This window comes from Bradyrhizobium cajani (genome assembly GCF_009759665.1).
GTDB lineage: Bacteria > Pseudomonadota > Alphaproteobacteria > Rhizobiales > Xanthobacteraceae > Bradyrhizobium > Bradyrhizobium cajani.
Genome location: NZ_WQNE01000017.1, coordinates 133498 through 159732, shown reverse-complemented (window position 1 = coordinate 159732; position 26235 = coordinate 133498). Strand labels below are relative to the sequence as shown.

The 26235-nt window shown below is 65.9% G+C and carries 25 protein-coding genes; 9 read left to right on the top strand and 16 right to left on the bottom strand.

All coding sequences use genetic code 11. The features are described 5' to 3' along the window. Window positions 1-101 precede the first annotated feature (101 nt). Genes GPL20_RS21160 through cysG form a run of 5 tightly spaced genes read right to left on the bottom strand, consistent with a single transcriptional unit; the run spans window position 102 to window position 4731 of the window. Window positions 102-827: a phosphoadenylyl-sulfate reductase gene (locus GPL20_RS21160; RefSeq protein ID WP_254125549.1), complete on the bottom strand. Its 726-nt coding sequence runs from the start codon at window positions 825-827 to the stop codon at window positions 102-104. Beyond that, complete coding sequence (locus GPL20_RS21155; protein WP_157331421.1) at window positions 824-1339, bottom strand: DUF934 domain-containing protein; 516 nt, start codon at window positions 1337-1339, stop codon at window positions 824-826. Before GPL20_RS21155 ends, GPL20_RS21160 begins: the two co-directional genes overlap by 4 nt. Continuing rightward, a complete protein-coding gene (locus tag GPL20_RS21150; protein ID WP_157331420.1) occupies window positions 1326-2981 on the bottom strand; it encodes a nitrite/sulfite reductase in 1656 nt (551 codons plus the stop codon). The genes GPL20_RS21155 and GPL20_RS21150 overlap by 14 nt, the downstream gene beginning before the upstream one ends. Before the next feature lie 11 nt (window positions 2982-2992). Further along, window positions 2993-3310 carry a DUF2849 domain-containing protein gene (locus tag GPL20_RS21145; RefSeq protein WP_008546782.1) on the bottom strand — a complete coding sequence of 106 codons (318 nt, stop codon included), beginning with the start codon at window positions 3308-3310 and terminating at the stop codon, window positions 2993-2995. Then, entirely contained in the window at window positions 3307-4731 is a 1425-nt protein-coding gene (gene cysG, locus GPL20_RS21140) for a siroheme synthase CysG (RefSeq protein WP_157331419.1), read from the bottom strand. Before cysG ends, GPL20_RS21145 begins: the two co-directional genes overlap by 4 nt. A gap of 244 nt (window positions 4732-4975) precedes the next feature. On the opposite strand from cysG, the gene cysD reads away from it, so the two are divergent. The 3 genes from cysD (at window position 4976) to GPL20_RS21125 (ending at window position 10189) form a co-directional block, all read left to right on the top strand. Beyond that, window positions 4976-5770, top strand: coding sequence for a sulfate adenylyltransferase subunit CysD (gene cysD / locus GPL20_RS21135; RefSeq protein ID WP_157331452.1), 795 nt, complete (start codon window positions 4976-4978; stop codon window positions 5768-5770). A gap of 22 nt (window positions 5771-5792) precedes the next feature. Further along, window positions 5793-7730 (top strand): adenylyl-sulfate kinase, encoded by a 1938-nt coding sequence (gene cysC, locus GPL20_RS21130; protein ID WP_157331418.1) that lies wholly within the window; start codon window positions 5793-5795, stop codon window positions 7728-7730. Between the two features lie 293 nt (window positions 7731-8023). Further along, window positions 8024-10189 carry a malate synthase G gene (locus GPL20_RS21125; protein ID WP_157331417.1) on the top strand — a complete coding sequence of 722 codons (2166 nt, stop codon included), beginning with the start codon at window positions 8024-8026 and terminating at the stop codon, window positions 10187-10189. 82 nt (window positions 10190-10271) lie between these two features. On the opposite strand, the gene GPL20_RS21120 is transcribed toward GPL20_RS21125, so the two are convergent. Continuing rightward, a complete protein-coding gene (locus tag GPL20_RS21120) occupies window positions 10272-11456 on the bottom strand; it encodes a DUF2125 domain-containing protein (RefSeq protein ID WP_157331416.1) in 1185 nt (394 codons plus the stop codon). A 110-nt stretch (window positions 11457-11566) separates the two neighbouring features. On the opposite strand from GPL20_RS21120, the gene GPL20_RS21115 reads away from it, so the two are divergent. Next, window positions 11567-12178 carry a gamma-glutamylcyclotransferase gene (locus GPL20_RS21115; RefSeq protein WP_157331415.1) on the top strand — a complete coding sequence of 204 codons (612 nt, stop codon included), beginning with the start codon at window positions 11567-11569 and terminating at the stop codon, window positions 12176-12178. On the opposite strand, the gene GPL20_RS21110 is transcribed toward GPL20_RS21115, so the two are convergent. From GPL20_RS21110 to ftsE, 4 genes are all read right to left on the bottom strand, one after another. Further along, the gene (locus GPL20_RS21110; RefSeq protein ID WP_157331414.1) at window positions 12175-12948 is read right to left on the bottom strand and encodes a lysophospholipid acyltransferase family protein; all 774 of its coding nucleotides are present in this window, start codon (window positions 12946-12948) and stop codon (window positions 12175-12177) included. The two genes, GPL20_RS21115 and GPL20_RS21110, sit on opposite strands and share 4 nt — an antisense overlap. A gap of 10 nt (window positions 12949-12958) precedes the next feature. Continuing rightward, window positions 12959-13663 carry a YdcF family protein gene (locus tag GPL20_RS21105; RefSeq protein WP_157331413.1) on the bottom strand — a complete coding sequence of 235 codons (705 nt, stop codon included), beginning with the start codon at window positions 13661-13663 and terminating at the stop codon, window positions 12959-12961. A 208-nt stretch (window positions 13664-13871) separates the two neighbouring features. Continuing rightward, entirely contained in the window at window positions 13872-14840 is a 969-nt protein-coding gene (locus GPL20_RS21100; RefSeq protein ID WP_157331412.1) for a cell division protein FtsX, read from the bottom strand. Further along, window positions 14833-15492 carry a cell division ATP-binding protein FtsE gene (ftsE, locus tag GPL20_RS21095; protein ID WP_157331411.1) on the bottom strand — a complete coding sequence of 220 codons (660 nt, stop codon included), beginning with the start codon at window positions 15490-15492 and terminating at the stop codon, window positions 14833-14835. The genes GPL20_RS21100 and ftsE overlap by 8 nt, the downstream gene beginning before the upstream one ends. A 178-nt stretch (window positions 15493-15670) precedes the next feature. Here ftsE and GPL20_RS21090 point away from each other — a divergent pair, with 178 nt between their 5' ends. Continuing rightward, entirely contained in the window at window positions 15671-16546 is an 876-nt protein-coding gene (locus GPL20_RS21090) for an MJ0042-type zinc finger domain-containing protein (protein ID WP_157331410.1), read from the top strand. A gap of 45 nt (window positions 16547-16591) precedes the next feature. Next, the gene (locus GPL20_RS21085) at window positions 16592-16966 is read left to right on the top strand and encodes a response regulator (RefSeq protein ID WP_157331409.1); all 375 of its coding nucleotides are present in this window, start codon (window positions 16592-16594) and stop codon (window positions 16964-16966) included. Window positions 16967-17074: 108 nt separating this feature from the next. On the opposite strand, the gene GPL20_RS21080 is transcribed toward GPL20_RS21085, so the two are convergent. Both GPL20_RS21080 and GPL20_RS21075 read right to left on the bottom strand, forming a co-directional pair. Beyond that, entirely contained in the window at window positions 17075-18217 is a 1143-nt protein-coding gene (locus GPL20_RS21080) for a DUF4175 family protein (protein WP_157331408.1), read from the bottom strand. Beyond that, complete coding sequence (locus GPL20_RS21075; protein ID WP_157331407.1) at window positions 18205-20175, bottom strand: TIGR02302 family protein; 1971 nt, start codon at window positions 20173-20175, stop codon at window positions 18205-18207. The genes GPL20_RS21080 and GPL20_RS21075 overlap by 13 nt, the downstream gene beginning before the upstream one ends. Window positions 20176-20345: 170 nt before the next feature. Between GPL20_RS21075 and GPL20_RS21070 the strand changes: the two genes are divergently transcribed. Then, window positions 20346-20729, top strand: coding sequence for a carboxymuconolactone decarboxylase family protein (locus GPL20_RS21070; protein ID WP_014491654.1), 384 nt, complete (start codon window positions 20346-20348; stop codon window positions 20727-20729). A 225-nt stretch (window positions 20730-20954) separates the two neighbouring features. Continuing rightward, window positions 20955-21860, top strand: a complete 906-nt coding sequence (locus GPL20_RS21065; RefSeq protein ID WP_157331406.1) for an NAD(P)-dependent oxidoreductase — start codon at window positions 20955-20957, stop codon at window positions 21858-21860. A 189-nt stretch (window positions 21861-22049) separates the two neighbouring features. Here the strand turns inward: GPL20_RS21065 and lysA are convergent, their stop codons facing one another. From lysA to argH, 3 genes are all read right to left on the bottom strand, one after another. Then, window positions 22050-23315, bottom strand: coding sequence for a diaminopimelate decarboxylase (lysA, locus tag GPL20_RS21060; RefSeq protein WP_157331405.1), 1266 nt, complete (start codon window positions 23313-23315; stop codon window positions 22050-22052). A gap of 23 nt (window positions 23316-23338) precedes the next feature. Continuing rightward, on the bottom strand, window positions 23339-23629 hold the full coding sequence (gene lptM / locus GPL20_RS21055) for an LPS translocon maturation chaperone LptM (RefSeq protein WP_254125545.1): 291 nt from the start codon (window positions 23627-23629) through the stop codon (window positions 23339-23341). 93 nt (window positions 23630-23722) lie between these two features. Beyond that, window positions 23723-25120 (bottom strand): argininosuccinate lyase, encoded by a 1398-nt coding sequence (argH, locus tag GPL20_RS21050; protein WP_157331403.1) that lies wholly within the window; start codon window positions 25118-25120, stop codon window positions 23723-23725. A gap of 110 nt (window positions 25121-25230) precedes the next feature. On the opposite strand from argH, the gene tlpA reads away from it, so the two are divergent. Beyond that, the gene (gene tlpA, locus GPL20_RS21045) at window positions 25231-25896 is read left to right on the top strand and encodes a thiol:disulfide interchange protein TlpA (RefSeq protein WP_157331402.1); all 666 of its coding nucleotides are present in this window, start codon (window positions 25231-25233) and stop codon (window positions 25894-25896) included. A gap of 54 nt (window positions 25897-25950) precedes the next feature. Here tlpA and GPL20_RS21040 read toward each other — a convergent pair whose 3' ends face one another. Next, window positions 25951-26145 carry a putative motility protein gene (locus GPL20_RS21040; protein ID WP_157331401.1) on the bottom strand — a complete coding sequence of 65 codons (195 nt, stop codon included), beginning with the start codon at window positions 26143-26145 and terminating at the stop codon, window positions 25951-25953. Window positions 26146-26235: the final 90 nt, after the last annotated feature.

Here is a 26235-nt window from a genome sequence, read left to right as displayed (position 1 = left end):
ACGTCGGTGTCAGCGAAGGCGTGCAGGCATAACTCGGGTCGAAACGCTCCTAAGTCAACGGAACCGGATTTCCTTGTTCGCGGTGTCGCAGCCTGACTGTGCTACGAAATCTTCATCGTGTGAATGCCGCATTCTGTTTTGGCCCGGCCGCGCCAGCGACCGGCGCGGGAATCCTCATCTTCGGCCGTTCTGCTCGTGCAAGGCATACACCCAACCGACCGGAAACCGGAGGCAACGAGAGGATGACGCGGCAATTTGGCGCGGACGAACATCGCCTCGAGTTCCTCGCGCGTGACGTTGGCGAAGGGATTGAACTTCAACCGCGCGCCGTCGTCCTCGACGACCGGAATATCGGCGCGCGCGTTGCCCTGGAAACGCTTGCGGCCATTGAGCCAGGCCGAGAACGGCTTGAGCGCGCGCGACAGCGGTTCCACCTTGCGGATGCGGCAGCAGGCGTCGGGATCGGAGAACCAGAGGTCGCGATCGGGATCGTCGCGCGACAGCGTCTCCTCCGCCGGCTTGATCGAACGGACGTCCTTGAGACCCAGTGTGGCGATCAGCGTGTCGCGGTAGGCGAGCGTCTCCTCGAACAGCCAGCCGGTGTCGAGGAAGACCACCGGGATCGCCGGATCGACGTCCGCCATGACTTTCAGGAGCGTCGCCGATTCCGTGCCGAAGGACGACACCAGCGCGAGCTTCTCGCGGCCGACCGTCTTCAGCGCCGCGGCGATGACCTCCGCGGGCGAGGCATCGCGCAGCGCGCGGTCGAGCTCGCTCGCCGAGGGCAGCGCAGAGACGGGCGAAATCCGAGGCGCGACCGCGTTCACGTGCCGACACCTTCCGAATGGCGCAGCTGCATGCGCCGGTGCAGCGCCGTGATCCGGCCGTCGCCGGTCGGCTGGTAGAACACCGAATAGCGCTTCGCGGTCTGCATGAAGGCTTCCGCGTCGGCCTGCTTCTTGACCTCGAAGGCATCGAAGCCGGCGCGCAGCATGAACACGAACTGGTCGCGCAGCACCTGGCCGGTGGCACGCAACTCGCCGCGATAATTGTGGCGCTCGCGCAGCAGGCGCGCCTGGCTATAGGCACGGCCGTCGCGGAAGGTCGGGAACACCAGCGCGACCGTCGCGAGCTTGCCGAGATACGGCACGAGTTCGCCGATGTCGCGATTGTTCGGCCAGATCACACCGACCTTGCCGGCACGCTTGAGCAAGCCTTCCGCTTCACCGAGGAAACGTTCGGCCGGCACCAGGATGTCGCCGCCCTCGGGCAGCGGCGTATCGACGGCCAGCTTGACGAAGCCGTCGTCGACGATCTTTCCGCCGTTAACGAGTGGCATAGACGCGCTCCTTGAAGGGTTCGACGCCGAGGCGCTTCACCGTGTCCATGAACAGCTCCTCAGGCCGCTCGCGCAGCGCGAGATAAGCTTCCACGACGTCTTCGATGACATCGGCGACCTCGTCGAACTTGACACCGGGTCCGATCAGGGTCCCGAGCGCGGCGTTCTCGTCGGCACGGCCGCCAATGGTGATCTGGTAGACCTCCTCGCCGTTCTTCTCGACGCCGAGAATGCCGATATGGCCGACATGGTGATGGCCGCAGGCGTTGATGCAGCCGGAGATGTTGATGTGGAGGCGGCCGATCAGATTGGCGAGCTCGTGGTTGGCGAAGCGGCGCGTCAGCTCCTGCGCGATCGGGATCGAGCGCGCATTCGCCAGCGAGCAATAGTCGAGCCCGGGGCAAGCGATGATGTCGGTGATCAGGTTGACGTTCGGCGTCGCGAGCCCGAGCTTGTCGAGCGCCTTCCACAGCGCCGGCAGGTCGCGCTTGGCGACGTGCGGCAGCGCCAGGTTCTGCTCATGGCCAACGCGAATCTCGCCGAACGAATATCTGTCGGCGAGATCGGCCAGCGCGTCCATCTGCTCGGCGGTGGCGTCGCCCGGAGGCCCGCCGATCGGCTTCAGCGAGATCGTGACGATGGAGTAGCCCTGCACCTTGTGCGGGGCCACCGAGTTCTTGCGCCACGCCTCGAAATCGGGATCGGCCGCGGCCTGCCGCAGCTCGTCCGGCATGTGCGGTAGTTTCTCGTAGGCCGGATAGGTGAAGCGCGAGCGGATGTCCTCGATCACCTCGTCGTCGATCTGGAGCGAGGAGTTGCGGATGTGCTGCCACTCCTCCTCGACCTCGCGCGAGAACTTCTCGATGCCGAGCTCGTGCACCAGGATCTTGATGCGCGCCTTGTAGATGTTGTCGCGGCGACCGTACTGGTTGTAGACGCGGAGAATCGCCTCGATGTAGCTGAGGATGTCGCGGCCATGGACGAAGTGCTTGATGGTCTTGCCGATGAACGGCGTGCGGCCGAGACCGCCGCCGACAAGCACCTCGAATCCGGTCTCGCCCTTCTCGTTCCTGATCAGCTTCAGGCCGATGTCGTGGATCTTGATCGCGGCGCGGTCATGGTCCGACGCGGTGATCGCGATCTTGAACTTGCGCGGCAGGAACGAGAATTCCGGATGCAGCGTGGTGTGCTGGCGGATCAGTTCCGACCAGATGCGGGGATCCTCGATCTCGCCCGGCGCAACCCCGGCCCACTGGTCCGAGGTGACGTTGCGCATGTTGTTGCCGGAGGTCTGCATCGCGTGGATGCCGACATCGGCGAGATCGGCCAGCGCGTCCGGCAGCTCGGCGAGCTTGATCCAGTTGAACTGGATGTTCTGCCGCGTGGTGAAATGGCCGTAGCCGCGGTCGTATTTGCGCGCGACATGGGCCAGCGCCCGCAGCTGGTTCGTCGCCAGCGTGCCGTAGGGAATCGCGACGCGGAACATGTAGGCATGCAGCTGCAGATAGACGCCGTTCTGGAGCCGCAGGATCTTGAACTCGTCCTCGGTGAGCTCGCCGGAGAGACGGCGCTTCACCTGGTCGCGGAACTCCGAGACGCGCTCGTTGACGAGCGTGCGATCAATTTCGTCGTAAGCGTACATAAGTGCGTGCCTTAAACCTGGGCCGGCTGTCCGATGGTGACGCCGGTGCGGCGGATTTGTTCGCGCAGATTGCCGGGAACGATCTTGCCGTCCGCGCCGATCTGTACCGGCGCGATATAGGGACCGATCGCGCCGACGTCATCGGCCACGGACTCCGCAAGCAACGCTTTCGCCTCGTCGGAGTTTCGCACGATCGCGGCTTCCGAGAGGTCGGCGGACCATCCCTTGGCGGCGGTGCGGTAAACCACGATGCCGTCCCAGGTGCGGTTGGCGGTCACCACCGAGGGGCCGGCGATTTTGATCTTCTTCTGTTCAAGCGGAGAGGTCATTCGGCTGCTTCCAGGAGGTCAGAGATGATTTGCTTTGGGGTTTGGCGACGAAGCGAGCCGGCATGCCGGACCACCTCGCCGATGATGAGGATGGCGGGACCGCCTTGGGTCCGCCGCACCAGCTCGGGCAAGTTGCGCAGCGTACCGATCGCGCCTTGCGCATCGGGACGCGTGACGCGCGCGAACACGCCGACCGGCGTCTCCGGCGAGCGGCCGGCCGCGAACAGGCCGGCGCGTATGGCGGGCGCGGCGGTCATGCCCATGTAGACCACGACGGTCATCCTGGCGTCGGTCAGCGTCGACCAGTCCACGACTTCCGCATCGCGCGCCTTGTGCGCGGTGAGGAAGGTGATGCGGGTCGCTTCGTGACGATAGGTGAGCGGCACCTCGAAATCGGCGGCACCGCCGAGTCCCGCGGTGATGCCGGGAATGATCGAATAGGCAACGCCGGCTGCACGCAACGCTTCGACTTCTTCACCGCCGCGGCCGAACACGAAGGGATCGCCGCCCTTCAGCCGCACCACGCGCTGGCCAGCTTGCGCGGCTTCGATCATGCGCTTGTTGATGGCGTCCTGGCCGATGCCGGGCTTGCCGACGCGGCGGCCGACCGCAACGCGCGTGGTGTCGCGGCGGATGCGGTCGAGAATCTCGGGCGAGACCAGCTCGTCATGGAAGACGATGTCTGCATCCTGCAACGCGCGCAGCGCCTTGATGGTGAGGAGATCGGGATCGCCGGGCCCGGCGCCGACCAGCGCGACCGAGCCCTCCGGCTTGTCGGCACGCGCGAACGCGGAGGGATCGGCAATAGCCTTGAGCGATGCATCCGCCTCGCCCTTACGGCCGGCGAGCACGGCGGCGCCGATCGGGCCGTCGATGACGCGCTCCCAGAAGCGGCGGCGCAGCGGAAACTCGGCGATGCGCTCATTGATGGATTTGCGGAAGCCGCCAATGAACTCGGCGAGCTCGCCGATGCGCGCCGGCAGCAGTGCCTCGATCTTCTCGCGCACGCGCCGCGCCACCACCGGCGAGGTGCCGCCGGTGCCGACCGCGACCACGACATCGCCGCGATCGACGATCGCCGGGAAGATGAAGCTGGAATGCTCGAGATCGTCCATGACGTTGACGGGAAGGCCGAGCGCCTTGGCGCGCACCGACATCGCCACGCCGACATCGACCGCGCCGGCGCAGACGATGGCGATGACGCCTGAGAGATCGGCCGTCAGGGGATCGTCGGATGCGATTTCAACGCGCGCAGCGTCCTCGGAGCTGAGGCTCAGATCCTGATCGCCGTCGATCGCATGCACGCGGAGGCGCGCGCCGGCGGCAGTGAGCACGCGCAGCTTGGCGCGCAAAAGCTCTCCCGCGCCGATGAGGACCACCGGACCGGCCTTGAGATCGAGAAACACCGGCAAGAACCGCATGCGATACTCGCTTCCCCACAAACGGGGTTGACTGGAATTATTTTCTATATATGTCTCGTTTCGAGCGCGCAAAGAGAAAATTTTTTCTTCTCTTGCGCACTGCAACTATAGAATTTTCGCCTCCAAACGCAAAGTGGCAGAGATGCATCTTCTCAAGGACGATTCCGCTGCTGATCGGCTGAGCAATCCGGCGCTGGCCGAGCGCGTGCGCGCGCAAGAATTTTCTGCCGAGCTTGCCCCGTCGATGGACCATCTCGACCAGCTCGAGGCGCAGAGCATCTACATCTTCCGCGAGGCCTTCGCCCGGCTGAAGAAGATCGCCCTGCTGTGGTCGCTCGGCAAGGACTCCAACGTCATGATCTGGCTGGCGCGGAAAGCGTTCTTCGGACGCATGCCGTTCCCGGCCCTTCATGTCGACACCGGCAAGAAGTTTCCGGAGATGTACCGCTTCCGCGATCACTACGGCAAAGAGTGGGATCTCGATCTGCGCGTCGAGCCCTGCCCGCCGATCGATGCCGTCGACCCGACGCTGCCGCCGGCTGCGCGTTCCGCCGCACGCAAGACCGAAGGTCTGAAGTGGGCACTCGCCAAATATGGCTTTGACGGCCTGATCGCCGGCATCCGCCGCGACGAGGAGGCGACGCGCGCCAAGGAGCGCGTGTTCTCGCCGCGCGGGTTAGAAGGCAATTGGGACGTGCGCGACCAGCCGCCGGAGTTCTGGGATCATTTCAATGCGTCGCCGCCGCAAGGCGCGCATCTGCGCATCCATCCGATCCTGCATTGGACCGAGGCCGACATCTGGGCCTACACCAAACGCGAGAACATCCCGATCATCCCGCTCTATCTGTCGCAAAACGGCAAGCGCTATCGCTCGCTGGGCGATCAGGACATCACCAATCCGGTCGCATCGACAGCATCGAGCATCGACGAGATCCTGATCGAGCTCGAACAGACCAAGGTGCCGGAGCGTGCCGGACGCGCCCTCGACCACGAGACCGAAGACGCTTTCGAGCGCCTGCGCGTCGCCGGCTATCTCTGATTTCCAAGGACGCGAGCGTCGCATGAACATGATCGTCACCACGGCTTCGCCGGCCACTCCGAACGGCACCACGTCGATGCCAAATGGCACGACGCGACCGCAAGTGCGCATCGTCATCGTCGGCCATGTCGATCACGGCAAGTCGACGCTGGTCGGCCGCCTCCTGCACGAAACCGGCAGCCTGCCCGAGGGCAAGCTCGAAATGCTGAAAGCAGTCAGCGCGCGGCGCGGCATGCCGTTCGAATGGTCGTTCCTGCTCGACGCGCTCCAGACCGAGCGCGACCAGGGCATCACCATCGACACCACGCAGATCCGCTTCCGCACCAATTCGCGCGACATCGTGCTGATCGACGCGCCCGGCCACGCCGAATTCCTGCGCAACATGATCACCGGCGCCTCGCAGGCCGACGGTGCGGTGCTGATCATCGACGCGCTCGAAGGCGTACGCGACCAGACAAGGCGGCACGGCTATCTCCTGCATCTGCTCGGCGTGAAGCAGGTCGCGATCGTCGTCAACAAGATGGACCGCGTCGATTTCTCCGCCGAACGTTTCAAGGACATCAGCGACGAAATCTCGGCGCATCTGAGCGGCCTCGGCGTGACGCCGACGGCCGTGATCCCGATCTCCGCGCGTGACGGCGACGGCGTCGCCGCGCGCACCGACCGCATCTCCTGGTACAAGGGACCGACCGTGGTCGAGGCGCTCGACCAGCTCGAGCCGGCGCGGCCGCTCGAAGCGCTGGCGCTGCGGCTGCCGGTGCAGGCGATCTACAAGTTCGACGACCGCCGCATCGTGGCGGGCCGCATCGAATCCGGCAGCCTGATTGCCGGCGACGAGATCGTGATCATGCCGGCCGGCAAGATCGCGAAAATCAGGACCGTCGAAAGCTGGCCGGCGACGCCGGTCGCGGGACGGCAGGGCGCGGGCCGTTCGGTCGGCATCACGCTCGACCGCGAGCTGTTCATCGAGCGCGGCGACATCATCGCGCATGCCGGCAGCGCCCCGCGCGAGACGCGGCGGCTGCGCGCGCGGATCTTCTGGCTGCACGACAAGCCGCTCGCCAAGGGCGACCAGCTGCTGGTGCGCTGCGGGCCGAAGGAAAGCCGCGCCACCGTCGTCGCCATCGAGAAGGCGGTCGATCCCGGCGAGCTGTCGAGCACCGAGAACAAGGCGATCGGCCGCAACCATGTCGGCGAGATCGACATCTCGCTGTCGAACCCGATTGCCGTCGACCCCTATACCGAGAATCCGCGCACCGGACGCCTCGTGATCGAAGTGTCCGGGCGCATCGCCGGGGGCGGCCTGGTGCTGTCGGTCGATGCCGGCCAGCGCGCCGTGCCGGTCGACATCGTGCCGGTGGAATCGGCGCTGCGACCTGACGAGCGCTCGGCACGCTACCATCACAACGGCGCCGTGGTCTGGCTCACCGGCCTTCCCGCCTCCGGCAAGTCGACGCTGGCCAAGGCGCTGGAGCGGCGGCTGTTCACCAATGGCGGCTCGCCGATCCTGCTCGACGGCGACACGCTGCGCGCCGGACTCAACAGCGATCTCGGCTTCTCCGCCACTGATCGCAGCGAGAACATCCGCCGCCTCGCCGAGGTCGCAACGCATCTCGCCCGCAACGGCCACATCGCGATCGTTGCGGCGGTCTCGCCGGCCCGCGAGGACCGTGCCACCGCGCGCCGCATCGCCGACACCGCGTTCCGCGAGATCCATGTCGCGACGCCGGCTGAAGTGTGCGAGGAACGCGACCCCAAGGGCCACTACAAGAAGGCCCGCTCCGGCGCACTGACCTCGTTCACCGGCATCGGCGACGACTACGAGAAGCCCGAGGCCGCCGAGCTCGTGATCGACACCTCGACGCGGACGGTCGCCGAGGCGGCCGACGAGATCGAGCAGATGCTGAAGACGACCGGCGTGCTGTTCGACGAGGTCGTGGATCTCGCTGCGAATATTTGAGGCTGCCCTACTCTCCACTGTCGTCGCCCGGCTCGACCGGGCGACCCAGTATTCCAGAGACAGCGTTGGGATACGGAGAAGCCGCGGCGTACTGGATTCCCCGCTTTCGCGGGGAATGACACCGGGCGTGGGCCTCTACACCTCGTCTTGACATTTTGACAAACCCCTGGGGTCTTCTCACCGCCCCGATTTTGGGGCTAATAGGCCTCCGAAAGCCGCTCCCTTGGAGCGCATTTTGCTGCTGTCGGGTCAAAAGCAGCCAAAAACAGCCATTTCCAACAAGAAAGCCCAGCATGAAACGCGTCGACGCCCACGGATTGAAGATCGCTCCCGTCCTGTTTGACTTCATCGCCAAGGAAGCGGCCCCGAAAACGGGCATCGCGCCGGATGCATTCTGGGCCGGGCTTGCCGCCATCATCAAGGATCTGGGGCCGAAGAACCGCACGCTGCTGGCGGTGCGCGACACGCTGCAGGCCAAGATCGACGATTGGCACCGCGCCAATAAGGGCAAGGCGTTCGACCTCGACGCCTACACCGCCTTCCTGAAGGAGATCGGCTATCTCGTCCCGGAGCCGGCGACGCAGAAGGTCGAGACCGCCAATGTGGACGAGGAGATCGGCAAGATCTGCGGCCCGCAGCTCGTCGTGCCTCTCACCAATGCGCGCTACGCGCTGAACGCGGCGAATGCGCGCTGGGGCTCGCTCTACGACGCCTTCTACGGCACCGACGCAATTCCGCACGATCCGTCCGAGAGCGGCAAGGGCTACAACAAGGCGCGCGGCGACAAGGTGATCGCCAAGGCCAAGGCGTTCCTCGATGCCACCGCGCCGCTCGCGACCGGCAGCCATACCGACGTCACCGCCTACAGCGTCGTCGCAGGCCAGCTTGCGGTGAAGCTGAAGAGCGGCAACGCCACCGCGCTGAAGAACGCGGCGCAGTTCGCCGGCTTCCAGGGCGATGCCGCCGCGCCGTCCGCCGTGCTGCTCGTCAACAACGGCCTGCATGTCGAGGTGAAGATCGACCGCAACAGCGCGATCGGCAAGGACGATCCGGCCGGCGTCGCCGACATGATCATGGAGGCCGCGGTCTCGACCATCCTAGACATGGAGGATTCGGTTGCCGCGGTCGATGCCGACGACAAGGTGCTGGTCTACCGCAACACGCTTGGCCTGATGAACGGCACGCTATCCGCCGATTTCGAGAAGGGCGGCAAGACGCTGACGCGCTCGCTCAATGCCGACCGCAGCTACAAGACGCCGGACGGCAAGGGCGAGCTCAAGCTGCACGGCCGCAGCCTGCTCTTGATGCGCAATTGCGGTCACCACATGTTCACCGACGCGGTGCTGGACGACAAGGGCGAGGAAATTCCGGAGGGCCTGCTCGATGCCGCCGTCTCGGGCCTGCTCGCCATTCACGACCTCAAGGGCAATTCGAAGGTCAAGAACAGCCGCACCGGCTCTGCCTATATCGTCAAGCCGAAGATGCATGGCCCGGACGAGGTGTCGCTGACCTGCGAGATCTTCGACCGCGTCGAGAAGATGCTGGGCCTGCCGGAGAACACGCTCAAGGTCGGCATCATGGACGAGGAGCGGCGCACCACCGTCAACCTCAAGGCCTGCATCCAGCGCGCCTCCAAGCGCATCATGTTCATCAACACCGGCTTCCTCGACCGCACCGGCGATGAGATCCACACCTCGATGGAAGCGGGTCCCATGATCCGCAAGAACGAGATGAAGGCGCAGGCCTGGATCAAGGCCTATGAGGACTGGAACGTCGACATGGGCCTGATCGATGGCCTGCCCGGCCACGCCCAGATCGGCAAGGGCATGTGGGCCGCGCCCGACAAGATGGCGGACATGCTGGCCCAGAAGCTCGCCCATCCGCAGGCCGGCGCCACCACCGCCTGGGTGCCCTCGCCGACCGCGGCGACGCTGCACGCGCTGCACTACCACCAGGTCAACGTCATCGCGCGCCAGGAAGAACTGACCAAGGGCGGCCCACGCGCGAAGCTCGCAGACATCCTCACCATTCCGGTGTCGAAGTCGAACTGGGCGCCCGACGACGTCAAGCAGGAGATCGACAACAACTGCCAGGGCATCCTCGGCTATGTCGTGCGCTGGATCGACCAGGGCGTCGGCTGCTCCAAGGTGCCCGACATCCACGATGTCGGCCTGATGGAAGACCGCGCCACCTTGCGCATCTCCAGCCAGCATCTCGCCAACTGGCTGCACCAGGGCGTGATCACGGAAGCGCAGGTGATGGAGTCGCTCAAGCGCATGGCTGTCGTCGTCGACAAGCAGAACGCCGGCGATCCCATCTACAAGCCGATGGCGCCCGCCTTCGACGGCACAGCCTTCAAGGCCGCCAGCGACCTGATCTTCAAGGGCCGCGAGCAGCCGAACGGCTACACCGAATACATTCTCACCGCGCGGCGCCGCGAGGCGAAAGCGGCAGGCTGAGCCCTGTCACTCGAACGTCAAAAGCCCCGGCACCTGCCGGGGCTTTTTGCTGGATGCGCGCGTCGTCCTGTGGCTGCGGCGATCAAAACAAAGGCGGGATCTGGCCGACCTTGACGGGGCCGAGCAGCACGGCGCCGTCGACGAATTTCAGCGGGAAGCTTCTCGCCTTCTTGCCCTCGAGCGTGCTCTCGGTGCCGATCGAATTGATGCCGGCGGCAACGCCGGCATTGGCGTTCTGCTTGATGACCTTGCCGAGACCGGGAACGGCGCGATCGAGCGCGCCGAACAGATTGTTGAGGTCCTGCGACTTCACACCGGGCGCAACGCGGTCAAGCGTTGCCTGCGGCACGCCCTCCTCCAGCATCTTCTCGATGCCGAGCGCCGGGATCACGCGCTCGAGGCCGGTGACCGTCATCTGCAATTCGCCGTCGAGCCGGCCATTGGCCGACAGGCCGAGCGTGCCGGCCGCCACCGCGATCATCTCGCCCTGCTGGATCCGCGACTGCACGATCTCGATATGGCCGCCGGCGGCCTGGATCTCGCGGAAGCGCTGCGGCCACGGCTTTGGCGTGAGGTCGGAAAGGCCGGTCACCTTGGCGCGCGTGTCGGCCTCGAACGGCTCGGCGAGCAGCGGATGAACGCCCTGGATACTGCCCTGCGCGACATGAAGCACAGTCTCGATCACCGGATGATCGGACGGCGATCCATCCGCGAGGCGGGCATGCAGCTCGACCTGCCTGGCGCGCGCGAGCGGCACCTGCACGCTGCCATCGAGCCGGTTGATGGTGGGATCGTCGAACACGATGGAGGCGCGCTCCGGCACGGCCGGCAGGCCGACGACGCTGCTGCGGCCCTTGCTCCAGTTCACCACGAAGGAGTTTTGCGTGACGCCGTCGGTCAGCGTCGCGGGCGCGGAGAATTCGGCGATGACGAGCTTGGGGTCGTAGACCTGGGCAACGACCAGGATGTTGTCGAGCTTCGCCGTGAACGGCGTCTTGCTCGCGTTCTGCGAGACCAGGGCGACGCTGGCGCCGGAACACTGGACCTCGAAGCGGAACGGAAAGCCCGTGATCGAGCGCTTGGCGCAATCATAGATGCGGCCGGACTTGGCCTCCTGCGCGCGCCAGGCGTCCGCGGCGATCTCGGCCTGCGAGGCGGCATAGAACCAGAAGCAGGTCCACGCGGCGGCGAGGATCAGCAGGAGAACGGGTGCGATGAAAAGGCCCCAACGGGAGCGACGGCCTGCGGCAACGGTCATATTGGACATGCGGCGACCCTTTGACCCCGGATTTTGTCAAATGTAAGCGAGGTTCGCCCGCCCCGAAAGGCGGAGAATTCGCTTCGCTTGGGACCTCGGTTCTGGTAGCCGTGCCCGAAATGTCGGAAATCACCCTCCCCTCCGTCACCACAGCCCAAGGCGACCTCTGGGTGTTCGGCTACGGTTCGCTGATGTGGCGGCCGGGCTTCGAATTCGAGGAACGTGTCCCGGCGCGGCTGGTCGGCGAGCATCGCGCGCTTTGCGTCTATTCCTTCGTGCATCGCGGCACGCCGGAGAAGCCAGGCCTGGTGCTCGGGCTCGATCGCGGTGGCGCCTGCCGCGGCATCGCCTTCCGCGTCGCCGAGAGGAACCGTGCTGACGTGGTGGCATATTTGCGGGCGCGCGAGCAGGTCACGTCGGTCTATCGCGAGGTGATACGTTCGGTGTGGCTGGAGGACGATGCGCGCCAGCGCGTCCCCGCGCTCGCCTATGTCGTCGACCGCGGTCACGTGCAATATGCCGGCCGCCTGTCGCTCGCCGAGCAGCACCGCCACGTGCTTCAGGGTCACGGCCAGTCCGGCGCCAACCGCGACTACGTCACCGCCACGGTGAAGGCGATCGAAGCCGAAGGCTTTCGCGACACGCAGCTACATCAGCTCGCGACCATGCTGCATGGTGATGCGCATTCCCTGCGCACGCCGGCTCCCACAGAAGATCGCGAGAACCGCTAGCTCTCCGACGACTCGTAGCTCGGCGAGGAGCCGATCAATTGCTCCTGCTCCTTGCGGCCCGCTTCGACGATGCGCCCGGTCGCGTCTTCGATCGCCCTCTGCACCCGGGACAGAAACTCCTCCTTCGGCAGACCCGGCGGCAGCGGATCGAGAAATTCCACCACCAGCGTGCCGGGATAGCGCATGAAGGTGCGGCGCGGCCAGAACAGGCCGGAATTGAGTGCGATCGGCAGGCACTGCACGCCGCAGGACGAATAGATTTGCGCAAACCCGGTCTTGTAATCCGGCGGCGCACCCGGCGCACGGCGCGTGCCTTCCGGAAAGATCACGAGCTGGCTGCCGCCACGCACCGCCTCGCGCGCGCGCCGCGTCATGTCCAGCAGCGCCTTCACGCCGGCATTGCGGTCGATGGCGATCATCCCGGTCTTGATCAGGAACTGACCGAACACCGGAATCTGCATCAGCTGGCGCTTGAGGATGAAGATCGGGCGGTCGAAGAACCCCGGCAGCACGAACGTCTCCCAGAACGACTGGTGCTTGGCCACGATCACCAGCGGTCCTGCCGGAATCTTTTCGACGCCGCGGAATTCGACCCTGATGTTGCAGATCACGCGCATCAGGACCAGCGTGGCCTTGGCCCACCACTGCGCGACCGTCAGCATCGCGCGCGGCGGCAGGGCGAAGGTCGGCAGCGCCACGATCGCAAGGCACACCAGCACGGCGTAGAACAGCACGTTGAACAGGAGCGAGCGCAGGAAAATCAGAAACATCGACATCCGATCAATTGGCCTGGGCGGTGGCGGGCCGTTTCGGCGCCGGCCCGGGAGGCTGCTCCGACACTTCGGGTGAAAGGTCAATCCCGAAATTCTCCAGCCGTACCCGGAGCTCGGCCGCGATGTACTTGACATATTCCGACAGCAGGAGCCGCAACGTCGACGCCGAGGTCCACCACGGCTCCTCGCGCCATTTCTCGCCGACCACCGCGAACGGGATCAGCGTGGTCCCCGGCATCGCATGCGAGAACTCCACCAGCGCGCGCGGCATGTGGTAGTTCGAGGTCACCACGATCAGCGACTTGAAGCCGCGCCCCTCGGCCCAGCGCCGTGCTTCCGCCGCGTTGCCGCGGGTCGAGACCGCGGTCCGGTCGAGATCGACGCAGCAATGCATGAAGGACTGGTTCTCCGGCAGCGTCCGCGAGATGTCGCTCGCCGTCGAGGTCGGATGCACCCCGGAGATCAGGAGCCGCTTGCCGTAGCCGGCAGCCAGCAGCTCCATCGCATCCGACACCCGCGAGGAGCCGCCGGTGAGGACCACGATGCCGTCCGCCTTCTGACCTGGTGCGATCTCGGCGCCGCGCAATTGCGACAGAAACCCGACGAAACCCGCCGCAGCGCCGACGAAGGCGAGCGCGATCGTCGACACGATTGCCGCGCGCAGCCAGCCGCGCGGCAGATTCGGCGATCGATCGTCGGTCGGCGAGGTCATGCGATGTCGGTGATCCCTTCCCTAAGGTGATTTTAAGACGTTTTGAGGCGAAGTGGAGTCTTACGTCGGAGGTGGTGCGCTCCCTCGCCCCGCTCTTCGCGGGGAGAGGGCAGGAGTGAGGGGCTGCCTCCGCGCGTGAGCATGCCGAGAGAACTGTACCCCCTCACCCGGCTTGCATCTTCGATGCAATGATCCAATCAAGGTCCATCTACTCGACATCATTCAGCGTCGCGAACAGCGTCTGGCGCGAGGCGACTGCGGTGATGGCGCCGATCAGCACGGCCTGCACCGCGAGCACGACATAGCCCGAGGGCCGCAGCGAGAAGGTGCCGAGCAGCGCGGCGAACTGGTCGCCCACGGGCGTGCCGGAGAACCAGCCGGCGATCGACTCGGAGAAGCCGAACACCAGCATGGCGGCGCCGCCGCCGATCACGCCGCCTTCCAGGCCCAGTCTGAGGAAATGGCGCAGGAAGCGGTTGGCGATGTAGCGGTCGCCTGCGCCGACGAAATGCAGCACCTCGACGATCGGGCGGTTTGCCGCCATCGCGCCGCGGGTCGCGAACGACACCGAGATGATGGTGGCGATGATGACCAGCGCGAGGATGCCGAGGCCGGCGATCACGGTGGCGTTAGTCATCGAGCGCATGCGTTCGATCCAGGCGCGATGATCGTCGACGCTGGCGCTCGGCGCGACCTGGGTGACGCGGGCACGCAGGGCGCCGAGATCGAGCGGCGTGCCCGGCTGCACGCGCGCGATGATCATGCGCGGCACCGGCAGATCGTCCATTGCAAGGCCGGTGCCGAGCCAGGGCTCGAGCAGCTTGCCGCTCTCATCCTTGGTGAACGGCCTGACCTCGACGATGCCGGCTTGCGCGCGCATGGCCTCCGTCACCGCCGTCGTGTCGCGGTCGAGATCGCGGCCGGTCTGCGGGCGGACCTGGATGGTGATTTCGCTGGCGACGTCCGACTGCCATTCCGCGGCGGAGGCGCTGACCAGCAGCACCGTGCCCGTCGTCATCGAGGCGAGGAACGTCATGATGGCGACGACCGCGACCAGCGCGCGGCCGTGGATCGAGGCGCGCGGCACGATCGGCGACATGTTGCGCGCCTTGGCCGGAAGCTGCGGACGCTCCTGTCCGAGATCGACCAGCACGCCGCGCTCGTCGGTCCTATTCATAGATGTGCAGCCGTCCCTGGTGCAGCACCAGCCGCCGCGCCTCGTACTGGTCCATCAGGCCGATGTCGTGGGTGGCGATGATGACGGCGGTGCCGGACTTGTTGAGCTCGATGAAGAGCCGCAGCAGGCGGCGACCGAGCGTCGGGTCGACGCTGCCGGTCGGCTCGTCGGCCAGCAGCAGCTGCGGCCGCGAGATCACCGCGCGCGCGATCGCGGCGCGCTGCTTCTCGCCGCCGGACAGGATCGGCGGCAGCGCATCCATGCGGTCGCCGAGCCCGACCCAGCGCAGGAGATCGATGACCTCCTTGCGATAGCTCGACTCGCTGCGGCCCATGACGCGGAACGGAAGCGCGACATTCTCGTAGGTCGTCATGTGATCGAGCAGGCGGAAATCCTGAAGCACGATGCCGATGCGCTTGCGCAAGTCAGCGATCTCGTCCTTGCCGAGTTGCGAGATGTCGTGGCCGAACAGATTGACGAGGCCCCGCGTCGGCCGATGCGACAGGAATAACAGGCGCAACAGCGAGGTCTTGCCGGCGCCGGACGGACCGGTGAGAAACTGGAAGGAATGCGGCGGGATCTGAAAACTCAGGTCGCGCAAGATCTCCGGCCCCAGACCGTAACGCAATCCGACATTTTCGAACCGAACCAAGCTCAGCTCCGTTCGAGAGGGGGCGCGGGCTGCACGGCTGCGCCCCGCCACACGCGATCAAGGGGTTTTGCGGCCGTTATGGTTTCCGGTTCGTTAACGGTCGCGCTGTAGCATCCGGGGTGCCCGGTTCTCCCTGAGCGGGGTATCAAGACCAGTCCGTGCATCAAGGCTCGTGTCCATGCAGATCGTCTGCCCCCATTGTACGACATCCTACGCCATCAAGCTCGCGAGCCTGGGGGCGAACGGACGGACGGTCCGCTGCTCCCGCTGCAAGGAAACCTGGGTCGCCTACTCCGAGGATGCCATCGAGGAGGCCTCGGTCCCGGCCCTGGCCGCGGCCAGTCAGGCCGACGACCAGTCCGACCTCGCCGAACAGTGGAACTCCTATGCCAAGGACGACGGCGCCACGGATACGCCTGTCGTCGACAGCCCGTCGATCGCCAGCGATTGGCCTGACGAGGCCAAGGAAATCGAGGACGAATGGTCAGCGGCGGCCCGGGCCGCCGAGGACGAAGTCGCGGGCGCGCAGCACCAGTCCTGGTTCCGCGGCCTGTTCCGCCGCCGCGGCGCGCGGGTGAGCCGCCCAGCTGCCACCGCGGCTCCTCGAAAGTCCCATTTCGGCCTGCCGGTCACCTGTGCCGCGATGGGCGCGCTGGTGCTGGCGCTGGTGATCTGGCGCGGCGACATGGTGCGGCTGCTGCCGCAGACGGCGGCGTTCTACAAACTGGTTGGCTTCGAGGTGAACCTGCGCGGGCTGGCCTTCAAGGACGTCAAGCTCTCCAGCGAGACCGTGGACGGTAAGCAGGTGCTGGTGATCGAGGGCGTCATCGTCGGCGAAGGCAAGAAGCCGCTCGACATTCCGCGGCTGCGCTTTGCCGTGCGCGACGCGCAGGGGGCGGAGATCTACGCCTGGAATACCGTTCTGGAACAGACCGTGCTGCGGCCGGGCGAACGCGCCTTCTTCCGCTCGCGCCTGGCCTCGCCCCCGCCCGAGGGCCGCAATATCGACGTTCGCTTCTTCAACCGGCGAGACATTGCCGGCGGCAGCGTATAATCAGCCGCGCAGGGTCTGCGCGGGAGTTGGTCCGAGGTTGGTCCCATGCCAAGAATCTTGATCGCCGACGACGAGGATTCGATGCGCCAGCTGGTGGCGCGCGCCATCGCCATGGACGGCCACGAGATCGTCACCGCGCAGGACGGCGCCGAGGCGCTGGAGATCCTGACCCGCGAGGACGGCGCATTCGATCTCTTGCTCACCGACATCCAGATGCCGGTGATGGATGGCATCGCGCTGGCCCTCTCCGCCGCGCGCGATTTCCCCGACCTGACCATTCTCTTGATGACCGGATTTGCCGACCAGCGCGAGCGCGCCTCGAATCTGAACGCGCTGGTGCATGACGTCGTGACCAAGCCGTTCTCGGTCGCCGACATCCGCACGGCGGTAGCGGATGCGCTGGCGGCGAAGAAGGGGTAGCGGCGGAGGGCCGAACTCTCAGTTTGTAGCCCGCATGAGCGTAGCGATATGCGGGACCAGGGGCCCCGGATGTCGCTACGCTCATCCGGGCTACAAGAGGTTATCGCCTCAAAAATCCTTCAGCAGACGCTCGATATAGTCGAGCTCGATCTGCGGGCGCGTGGTGTCGCCGAGACGGCGGCGGAGCTCTTCGAGTATGCGGCGGACGCGCTGGGCATCGATCTCGCCGGGGATCTTGACCGTGTAGTCGTCGCCGAACTCGCGGCCATGAAGGGGGCGGCCGAGCGGGTCGGTCTGGTTACCGCCGCTCTGCTGACGGCCGGCCCGATTGCCGGGGCCGTCGCCCTGGCCCTCTCCGTCACCCTGCTGCATCGCCTCGGCCATCTTCTGAGCGCCCTTGCGCAAGGCATCGAGAGCCTTGCCCTGCGAGTCCACGGCACCATCGGCATTGCCCTCGCCGAGCTTCGATCCGGCATCGCCCATGGCGCCGTCGGCGGCATCCAGACCACCGTCGTCGTCGCCCTGGTCGTCCTGATCGCCATTCTGGCCGGGCTGTCCCTGATCGCCCTGCTGACCCTGCTGCCCTTTCTGGCCCTTTTGTCCCTTCTGCATCAGACCGCGCTTGGCGAGCTGGTCCTGCAACTTCTTCAAGCGGTCGCGCAGCGCCTCCTGGTCCTGCTGGAGGTCGGACATCGACTGGTCGCCCTGCGGCTTGCCGCGCGAGCGGTCGCGCCGGGAGTCCTGCCCCTGCTTGAACGTCTTGTCGCGCAATTGCTGCTGCTTGCGGATCATGTCGCTGAGCTCGTTGAGCGCCTGCTCCATGTCGCTGTCGCCGGATTGCCCGGGCTGCGCCATCTGGAGATTTTCCATGATCTGCGCGAGCTGCTCGAGCATGCGCTGGGCCGCCTCGCGATTGCCTTCGCGCGCCGCCTTCTCGATCTGCCGCAGCAAATCGTCCAGGTCCCGTTGCGTGATGACGGAACGATCGCGATTGGAGGATTGGCTTCTTTCCGTCGCGCGCTTGTATTCCTCGAGCTTCTGAATGGCGTCGGATTGATTGTTCAGGCTCCGCCCGGACTCCTTCTGCCGGAGACTGTCGCCGGAGTCCTGCATTGCCTTTTCCGCGCTGTCGAGCAGTGCATCAGGATCCTGATCCTGCTGGGCTGCGACAGGCGACAAGCCTCCCAGCAGGAAGGCGAGACAGGCGATCGACATCGCCCTCAAGACTGGCAAGCGTGCTAGCTTCCGCATTTCCGGTCCCGCGTAAACTGATTGGCCCCGTCGTTCCCCGCCTTCGCCCGGTTGCTCGCCGACTTCCGATAGGCCTGAAGCTGCTGGCGCAAGGCGTCCTGCTGCTGCGCCAGCTCTTCGAGCTGCTCGGGCGTCGCATGCTGGGTCTTCTGTCGCAGCTCGACCGCCTTGTCGAGGATGAGCTGGACCTCCGCGGGGAACGGCTGCCGAGGTCCGAGCGGATTCTGCTCGGCACGACGGGCGAGGTCACGCACCTTTCCGGCCATCGCCTCGCGAAGCTTTTGCGTCAGCACCCTGATCTCGTCCTCGCTGGCGCCGCGTTCCAGCGCCGCCTTGAGCGCGTCCTGCGCCGAGCGCAGCGCGGCGTTGACGCTGCCCGCGACACCGTCATCCTCGATGGTGACCGCGAACGCCCACATGCTCGCCACCACCTCGCGCAGCGCGTCATCGGTGCGGGCAGCCTCGAGCTGGGACGCCAGGCTGCGCAGGCCGAGATAGCAGCCGGCATCCGGCGTGAACAATTCGGGCGCGATCATCAGCGCATCGAGCGCGGCGTAGACCTCGGGATTCTTGTTCGCATCGAGCGCGAGGATGCGGCGCTGCTCGATCAGCGCACGGGCGAGCGAGTTGGTGAAGAGCCGCTCGGGCAGGCGCATGCTGAAGGGCTCGCTTTTCGCCTCGTTGCCGGCCTCGTCCTTCGCGGTCAGCGTCAGCGTGACGTCGGCGCCGGCATAGGGATCCTCGCTGAGGTCCTTCACCGTCTGTCCGACGCCGTTGCGGGTGCGCGCGTTCGGCAGCACGAGCGGGAATTGCGGCGGCTGAAACAGCGGCCGTGCGGCGCCCTTGGCGTCGGCCTCCCTGGTGCTGTCCTTGCCGCTCCCCTTGGCATTATCTTTGGCGTTATCCTTGGCGTCGGCGGGGCGCAGGGCAATGTGCGCTTCGGCGCCGGTAACGCCGTAATCGTCCTCGATCTTGTAGGAAAGCTGGAGCGCGCCGCGCGCCTGGCGCTCGGGATCCTTGGTAAGCGCGATCGTCGGCGGGTGGTCCGGCGTGGCGGCGAAGGCCCATTGCGGCTGGCCGGAGGGTGCGCGGACATGCGCGGTGCCGTCAGCGGTAATGGCGAAATGCTTCTCGTGGGTGCCCTTGGGCGTGGCCTCGGTCGGGGCGACCTCCTTGAGGCCGCCAGAGGTGGCGACATCCAGATTGCCACCCGAGGAGCGCACGATCAGGGTCGAGCCGGCAGGAACGGCGAGCGGGCCGCTGGCGGGCAGCGCCGCGGCCTCCTTGTTGGCGGCCGACAGGATGATCGGCGGCTTGCCGGTGTAGAGCGGCGGCGTGACCCAGGCGTCGACGCGAACATTGGTCGGCGCCAGCACCCCGTTCCAGTCGAAAGCGGCGCCCAGCCGCATCGCGCGCTCGTCGCCGGCAGCGAAGAAGGTCGCGACCAGCATCACCATGACGAGGGCACGCAGCGCCCAGGGGTCGTGAAGTGCGAGCCGCGGATGCGGCAGGCCGGCGCGGATGCGCTTGAGCGAGGCCAGCGTGCGCTCGCGCTGCGCCTGCCACAGCGCCTTCGCGACCGGATCCTGCGAGGTCAGCGTATCCGTGAGCGTGGTGGCGGGGCGGTGACGGATGCCGGAGCCGCGGTCGAGCCGGCTCAGAGCCTCATCGCGGCTCGGCCAGCGGAAGCGGATCAAAGGGAACAGAGCGGCAATCGCAAGGCCGGCGAAAACGACAAGACCGATGGCGCGGGCGACGAACGGCAAGGACAGCCAGAGGCCGGCCCAGGACACCACCAGGAACAGGCCGATGACGGTCAGCAGCCGCGCCAGATTCGGCCAGGCACGCTCCCACGCGATGGCATAAATGGCCCGATCAAGGGCCTGCGCCAGCTTCAGCCGCGACAGAGCGTCGCCATCGCGGATCGGGTCTGACGGGTCGGGGGTGACGCCGTTCAATCAGCTCTCCAGGTTGCCCGGTAGAGAGAAGCCTATCACAACGGCAGCACTGAGGCATCCGTTCCCGCACGGGAGAGGCCCCTTTTCCCGCATAACACGAGGACGTGACTGGCCCGGCCCGACCCCGTAATTTCCGCGACGCCATTCCAGAGGGAGACGAAGGAAACGCCATGGACAAGAAGATGCACGACAAGGGCCTGGAAGTCCGCAAAGCGGTGCTGGGCGAGGCCTATGTCAACAACGCCCTGAAGAACGTCGACGACTTCAACCGTCCGTTCCAGGAGATGCTCAACGAATATTGCTGGGGCACGGTGTGGGGCCGCGAGGAACTGCCGCGCAAGACCCGCAGCATGCTCAACATCGCAATGATCGCGATCCTCAACCGCCAGCACGAATTCCGCGCGCACCTGAAGGGCGCGCTCACCAACGGCGTCAGCCGCGACGAGATCCGCGAGATCCTGATGCAGGTCGCGATCTACGGCGGCATGCCGGCCGCAGTCGACAGTTTTCGCATCGCGCGCGAGGTGTTCGCGGAGATCGACGGGAAGGCGTGAGGGACGCGTCAATCTCCGCTGTCGTCCCGGGGCGCGCGGAGCGCGAGGACCCATAACCACAGGGAGACGTGGTTACGGGAACTCGGAGTGACCGCTCTCGCACGACGACTCCTCCCTGGGGGTATGGGTCCCGGGCTCATCGCTTCGCGATGCCCCGGGACGACGAGCGGAGATTGATCGACGCTTTCACATCCAACAACAACGAAGAAGAAAGAAGGAAACACCATGGACATCGGATTCATCGGGCTCGGAAACATGGGTTTCCCGATGGCGCGGCGGCTGATCGAGGCAGGGCACACGCTTGTCGTGTTCGACACACGCAAAGAGATTGTCGACAAGCTCGTGGCGCGCGGCGCCGCTGCTGCGACCTCACCGAAAGATGTCGCCGACCAGGTCGAGACTGTCATGGCGAGCCTGCCCTCGCTGCAAGCTTCGCTCGAGGTCGCGACAGGCGCGAACGGCGTGATCGAGGGCAAGCGCGCAAAACGCTTCGTCGATCTCTCCACCGTCGGCTCCCAGATGGCTTCGAGGATTCACGGCCTGCTCGCGGCGCGCAACATCGTGCAGATCGACTGCCCCGTCTCCGGCGGTGTCGGCGGCGCGGAAAAGGGCACGCTGGCGGTGATGGTCTCGGGACCGAAGGCCGAGTTCGAACTGCTCAAGCCCGCGCTCGACGTGATCGGAAAAGTGTTCTTCATCGGCGAGAAGCCGGGCGCGGCACAGACCATGAAGCTCGCCAACAATTTCCTGTCGGCGACCGCGATGGTGGCGACGTCGGAAGCCGTGGTGATGGGCGTGAAAGCCGGGCTCGATCCGGCCGTGATGATCGACGTCATCAACGCCGGCTCCGGCATGAACACCGCGAGCCGGGACAAGTTTCCGCGCTCGGTGCTGCCGCGGACATTCGACTTCGGCTTCGCCACCGGGCTGATGGTGAAGGACGTGCGGCTGGCGCTTGAGGAGATGAAGCAGCTCGGCCTGTCGATGGAGGTTGCCGATGCGGTGGGACGGTTGTGGGAGACAGTGATCAGCGCGGAAGGCGCCGAGTCCGATTTCACCGCGGCGATCAAGCCGATCGAAAAGAAGGCGGGCATTGTGGTTGGTGGGAAGGGTGGGTTGGCGGGGAAGTAGCGCTCCCAATCTCCACCGTCGTCCCGGGGCACGACGAAGTCGCGAGCCCGGGACCCATAACCACAGACGGCTGTGATTACGAGAACCCGGAGTTACAGCTTAGCCAAACAACTACGCCCTGCGATTATGGGTCCCCGCCTTCGCGGGGATGACAGCGAGATTGTTGAGGCGGCGCACCGCCTCAATCAATCACAGCCACGGCGCCGGCGTGTCCATCGCGATGAGCTGCTCGACCTCGATGCGCGGGCGCACCACGGCGTATTGGTCGCCCTTCACCAGCACCTCCGGCACCAGCGGCCGCGTGTTGTACGTGCCGGCCTGCACGGCGCCATAGGCACCGGCGGTCATGATGGCGAGGAGATCGCCGGGCGCAGGCGTCGGCAAGGCGCGATCCAGTGCGAGATAGTCGCCGGTCTCGCACACCGGGCCGACGATGTCGGCGGTGATCATGCCGGCATCCTTGGCCGGCTGCCTCACCGACAGGACGTCGTGATGGGCTTCATACAGCGTCGGGCGGATCAAATCGTTCATCGCCGCGTCGATGATGACGAAGTTCTTGCCGTCGCCATGCTTCACATAGATCACCTTGGCGACGAGGATGCCGGCATTGCCGACGATCATGCGGCCCGGCTCGAACATCAGCGTGCAGCCGAGATTGTGGCTGACGCGCTTGACCATGGCGGCATAGGCGTCGGGTGCCGGCGGCGCCTCGCGATCCATGTAATAGGGGATGCCGAGGCCGCCGCCGAAATCGACATGCGAAATGTCGTGGCCGTCGGAACGCAGCGTCTGCACGAATTCGGAGAGGATGCGGAACGCGGTCTCCATCTTGGAGAGATCGGTGATCTGGCTGCCGATATGCACGTCGGTGCCGGTCACCTGAATCCCCGGCAGCTTCGCTGCGCGGGCATAGACCTCGCGGGCGTGGGCGAGCGGGATGCCGAACTTGTTCTCGGACTTTCCGGTCGAGATCTTGGCATGCGTGCCGGCATCGACGTCGGGATTGACGCGCACCGAGATGCGCGCGGTCTTGCCCATCTCGGTCGCAAGCCGCGACAGCAATTCGAGCTCGGGCTCGGATTCGACGTTGAGGCAGAGGATGTCGGCGGCAAGCGCTGCGCGCAGCTCTGCCTCCGTCTTGCCGACGCCGGAGAACAGGATCTTGCTCGCCGGAATGCCGGCGGCGAGCGCGCGCTTCAATTCTCCGCCGGAGACGACATCGGCGCCGGCGCCGAGCTTGGCCAGCGTGCGCAGCACCGACTGGTTGGAGTTCGCCTTCATGGCATAGCAGACCAGCACCTTCTCGCCGGCGAAGGCCTCGGTGAAGACGCGGTAGTGGCGCTCCAGCGTCGCGGTCGAATAGCAATAGAACGGCGTGCCGACGGTCGCGGCCAGCTCGGACAGGTTCACCGCCTCGGCGTGCAGCACGCCGTTGCGATAGTCGAAATGGTTCATGGCGTTGGCTCAGTTACCCCAGCTCATCTGCTGGGCGCGTCGTCCAGCAGCGGGTCGAGAATAAACGATTTCTTCTTGCCTTTGGGCGCAGCGGGACCGGCTTCCGCACCGTAGGTGGGGTTGAAAACGCTCGGCGTCCTCTGCGCTTCGGCCTCGGTATCGGTGGGCGCGGCGACGTTGGCCGTGGACGCGTTGGAGGCGGTCGGCGGCAGATCCAGCGGGCCCTTGCGGCCGCAGCCGGCGAGCGCGAGCGCCGTCAGGCTCAAGACAATGATGGCCCACCCCGAGCCGGCCGGGCGAAACTTTGAAGTCACGACGAAATCCCCACTACGCGCGGTGCACCATACAGAGATTGGCGCGCTCTGGCGAGAGCCGGATGACCATGAAAAACAAGCGAAATTTTGCCCTCAGCCCAATTTTCGCTCTTTTTCCAGCCGCTTCGCCCAGGCCTTGGCCTGGGACGCCACGTTCTTCGGTGCGGTGCCGCCGAAACTGGTCCGGCTCTTCACCGACGATTCGACCGAGAGCACACCGAGCACGTCCTTGGTGATGTCAGGCTCGATCGCCTGCATCTCCTTGAGCGGCAGCTCGTGCAACGCCACGCCGCCCTCGGCGGCCTTGGCAACGATGCGGCCGGTGACGTGATGGGCCTCGCGGAACGGCATCTTCAGCGTCCGCACCAGCCAGTCGGCCAGATCGGTCGCGGTGGCATAGCCCTCGCCGGCGGCGGCCTTCATCTTCGCTTCATCCGGCACGAGGTCGCGGACCATGCCGGTCATGGCGCGAATTGCCAGCGACAGCGCGGCAAAGCCCTCCATGGCGCCCTGCTTGTCCTCCTGCATGTCCTTTTGATAGGCGAGCGGCAGGCCCTTCATCACGATCAACAGACCGTTGAGCGCGCCGATGACGCGGCCGGTCTTGGCGCGCACGAGCTCGGCGGCATCCGGATTGCGCTTCTGCGGCATGATCGAGGAGCCGGTGGTGAACTTGTCGCTGAGGCGGATCAGGCCGACCAGTGGCGAGGTCCAGATCACGATCTCCTCGGCAAAGCGCGACATGTGCACGGCGCAGATCGAGGCCGCCGACAGCGTCTCCAGCACGAAATCGCGGTCGGAGACCGCGTCCAGCGAGTTCGCCATCGGACGGTCGAACGCAAGCGCCTTCGCGGTGGCGTGACGATCGATCGGGAACGAGGTGCCGGCGAGCGCGGCAGCGCCGAGCGGCGACTCGTTCAGCCGCTTGCGCGCGTCCTGGAAGCGACCGCGGTCGCGCGCGGCCATCTCGACATAGGCGAGCAGGTGATGGCCGAAGGTAACGGGCTGCGCGGTCTGGAGATGCGTGAAGCCGGGCATCACGGTGCCGGCATGCTCCAGCGCGCGTTCCACCAGCGCCTGCTGGAACGAGCCAAGCGCCGCATCGGTCTCGTCGATGACGTCGCGGACGAACAGGCGGAAATCGGTGGCGACCTGGTCGTTGCGCGAGCGCGCGGTGTGCAGGCGGCCGGCGGCGGGACCGATCAGCTCGGACAGGCGGCTTTCGACATTCATGTGAATGTCCTCGAGCGCGCGCTTGAACGCGAAGCCGCCCTTGCCGATCTCTGACAAAATCGTGTCTAGACCCTTGCCGATATTTTTCGCATCAGAGGCCGTGATGATGCCCTGGCTGGCCAGCATCGCGGCGTGGGCCTTGGACGCGGCAATGTCCTGGGCAAAGAGATGACGATCGACGTCGATGGAGACGTTGATCTCTTCCATGATCTCATCGGGACGTTCCGAGAACCGGCCGCCCCACATCTTGTTGCTCATGATCCCCTGCTCGCGTCTTGCCTGCCGCTGGCGGCTGCATGTTTGCTGACGGCTGCCAGCCGTATTAAGAGGCCCCTGATAGCCATATCTGCGACCGGATGACAAACGATATGCTCGACAAGAAGCCCTCCGCCACGCGCCGGATCCCGCTCGTCATCGCCACCCTGGCGGTCGGCGGGCTGGCCGGCTTCGCCGCGCTGTACGGGCTGGGCCTGAGCCGGGCGCCGTCAGGCGACCCGGTCTGCCGGTCGGCCGTGGCAACGGCGCAGAAGATCGCTCCGCTCGCCCATGGCGAGCTGGCGGCGCTGACCATGGCGAGCGCGCCCCTGAAGCTGCCTGACCTCGCCTTCGAGGACGCCGACGGCAAGCCGAAGAAACTGTCCGATTTCCGCGGCAAGACGCTGCTGGTTAACCTCTGGGCGACCTGGTGCGTGCCCTGCCGCAAGGAAATGCCGGCGCTGGACGAACTCCAGGGCAAGCTGTCGGGCCCGAATTTCGAGGTGGTGGCGATCAATATCGACACCCGCGACGCCGAGAAGCCCAGGACGTTCCTGAGGGAGGCCAATCTGACCCGGCTCGGCTATTTCAGTGATCCGAAAGCCAAAGTTTTTCAGGATCTTAAGGCCATAGGCCGGGCGTTGGGCATGCCGACCTCGGTGCTGGTCGACCCGCAGGGCTGCGAGATCGCGACGATTGCGGGGCCGGCGGAATGGGCGAGCGAGGACGCGCTGAAGCTGATCCGGGCCGCGACCGGCAAGGCCGCCGCGTCGCTTTGATATTGGCGCATGATCTGACCGGAAAACCGGTGCCCACTTCTCCAGATCAGGCGCTCAGGCCGTCACGTTGAGATTGCCGCCGACGCCGGGGCCGACATTGGCGAGCGAGGGTTGGCCGGCGCCCAGCAGCGTCAGGACGGTGGATTTCTCCATGTCCAGGTTCTGCTTCGTCAACGTCGCCGCAATATTCTGCTGCAGCACGCCTTGCTGAGCGGCCAGCATGGTGCTGACCATTGCCATCATGTCCATTACGCGAACCCCCGTACCGGCCGTAACCTAGGCGCGAGGGGTTAACGCGAAATGAATTGTCACGGATCGCGTAGGGTGGATTAGCCGAAG

What these genes read in the sequence shown, in the direction of transcription:
- GPL20_RS21155 (WP_157331421.1), bottom strand. Translation starts at nt 1,339, where the DNA reads ATGCCACTCGTTAACGGCGGAAAGATCGTCGACGACGGCTTCGTCAAG.
- GPL20_RS21150 (WP_157331420.1), bottom strand. Translation starts at nt 2,981, where the DNA reads ATGTACGCTTACGACGAAATTGATCGCACGCTCGTCAACGAGCGCGTC.
- GPL20_RS21145 (WP_008546782.1), bottom strand. Translation starts at nt 3,310, where the DNA reads ATGACCTCTCCGCTTGAACAGAAGAAGATCAAAATCGCCGGCCCCTCG.
- cysG (WP_157331419.1), bottom strand. Translation starts at nt 4,731, where the DNA reads ATGCGGTTCTTGCCGGTGTTTCTCGATCTCAAGGCCGGTCCGGTGGTC.
- cysD (WP_157331452.1), top strand. Translation starts at nt 4,976, where the DNA reads ATGGACCATCTCGACCAGCTCGAGGCGCAGAGCATCTACATCTTCCGC.
- cysC (WP_157331418.1), top strand. Translation starts at nt 5,793, where the DNA reads ATGAACATGATCGTCACCACGGCTTCGCCGGCCACTCCGAACGGCACC.
- GPL20_RS21125 (WP_157331417.1), top strand. Translation starts at nt 8,024, where the DNA reads ATGAAACGCGTCGACGCCCACGGATTGAAGATCGCTCCCGTCCTGTTT.
- GPL20_RS21120 (WP_157331416.1), bottom strand. Translation starts at nt 11,456, where the DNA reads ATGTCCAATATGACCGTTGCCGCAGGCCGTCGCTCCCGTTGGGGCCTT.
- GPL20_RS21115 (WP_157331415.1), top strand. Translation starts at nt 11,567, where the DNA reads ATGTCGGAAATCACCCTCCCCTCCGTCACCACAGCCCAAGGCGACCTC.
- GPL20_RS21110 (WP_157331414.1), bottom strand. Translation starts at nt 12,948, where the DNA reads ATGTTTCTGATTTTCCTGCGCTCGCTCCTGTTCAACGTGCTGTTCTAC.
- GPL20_RS21105 (WP_157331413.1), bottom strand. Translation starts at nt 13,663, where the DNA reads ATGACCTCGCCGACCGACGATCGATCGCCGAATCTGCCGCGCGGCTGG.
- GPL20_RS21100 (WP_157331412.1), bottom strand. Translation starts at nt 14,840, where the DNA reads ATGAATAGGACCGACGAGCGCGGCGTGCTGGTCGATCTCGGACAGGAG.
- GPL20_RS21090 (WP_157331410.1), top strand. Translation starts at nt 15,671, where the DNA reads ATGCAGATCGTCTGCCCCCATTGTACGACATCCTACGCCATCAAGCTC.
- GPL20_RS21085 (WP_157331409.1), top strand. Translation starts at nt 16,592, where the DNA reads ATGCCAAGAATCTTGATCGCCGACGACGAGGATTCGATGCGCCAGCTG.
- GPL20_RS21080 (WP_157331408.1), bottom strand. Translation starts at nt 18,217, where the DNA reads ATGCGGAAGCTAGCACGCTTGCCAGTCTTGAGGGCGATGTCGATCGCC.
- GPL20_RS21070 (WP_014491654.1), top strand. Translation starts at nt 20,346, where the DNA reads ATGGACAAGAAGATGCACGACAAGGGCCTGGAAGTCCGCAAAGCGGTG.
- GPL20_RS21065 (WP_157331406.1), top strand. Translation starts at nt 20,955, where the DNA reads ATGGACATCGGATTCATCGGGCTCGGAAACATGGGTTTCCCGATGGCG.
- lysA (WP_157331405.1), bottom strand. Translation starts at nt 23,315, where the DNA reads ATGAACCATTTCGACTATCGCAACGGCGTGCTGCACGCCGAGGCGGTG.
- argH (WP_157331403.1), bottom strand. Translation starts at nt 25,120, where the DNA reads ATGAGCAACAAGATGTGGGGCGGCCGGTTCTCGGAACGTCCCGATGAG.
- tlpA (WP_157331402.1), top strand. Translation starts at nt 25,231, where the DNA reads ATGCTCGACAAGAAGCCCTCCGCCACGCGCCGGATCCCGCTCGTCATC.
- GPL20_RS21040 (WP_157331401.1), bottom strand. Translation starts at nt 26,145, where the DNA reads ATGGACATGATGGCAATGGTCAGCACCATGCTGGCCGCTCAGCAAGGC.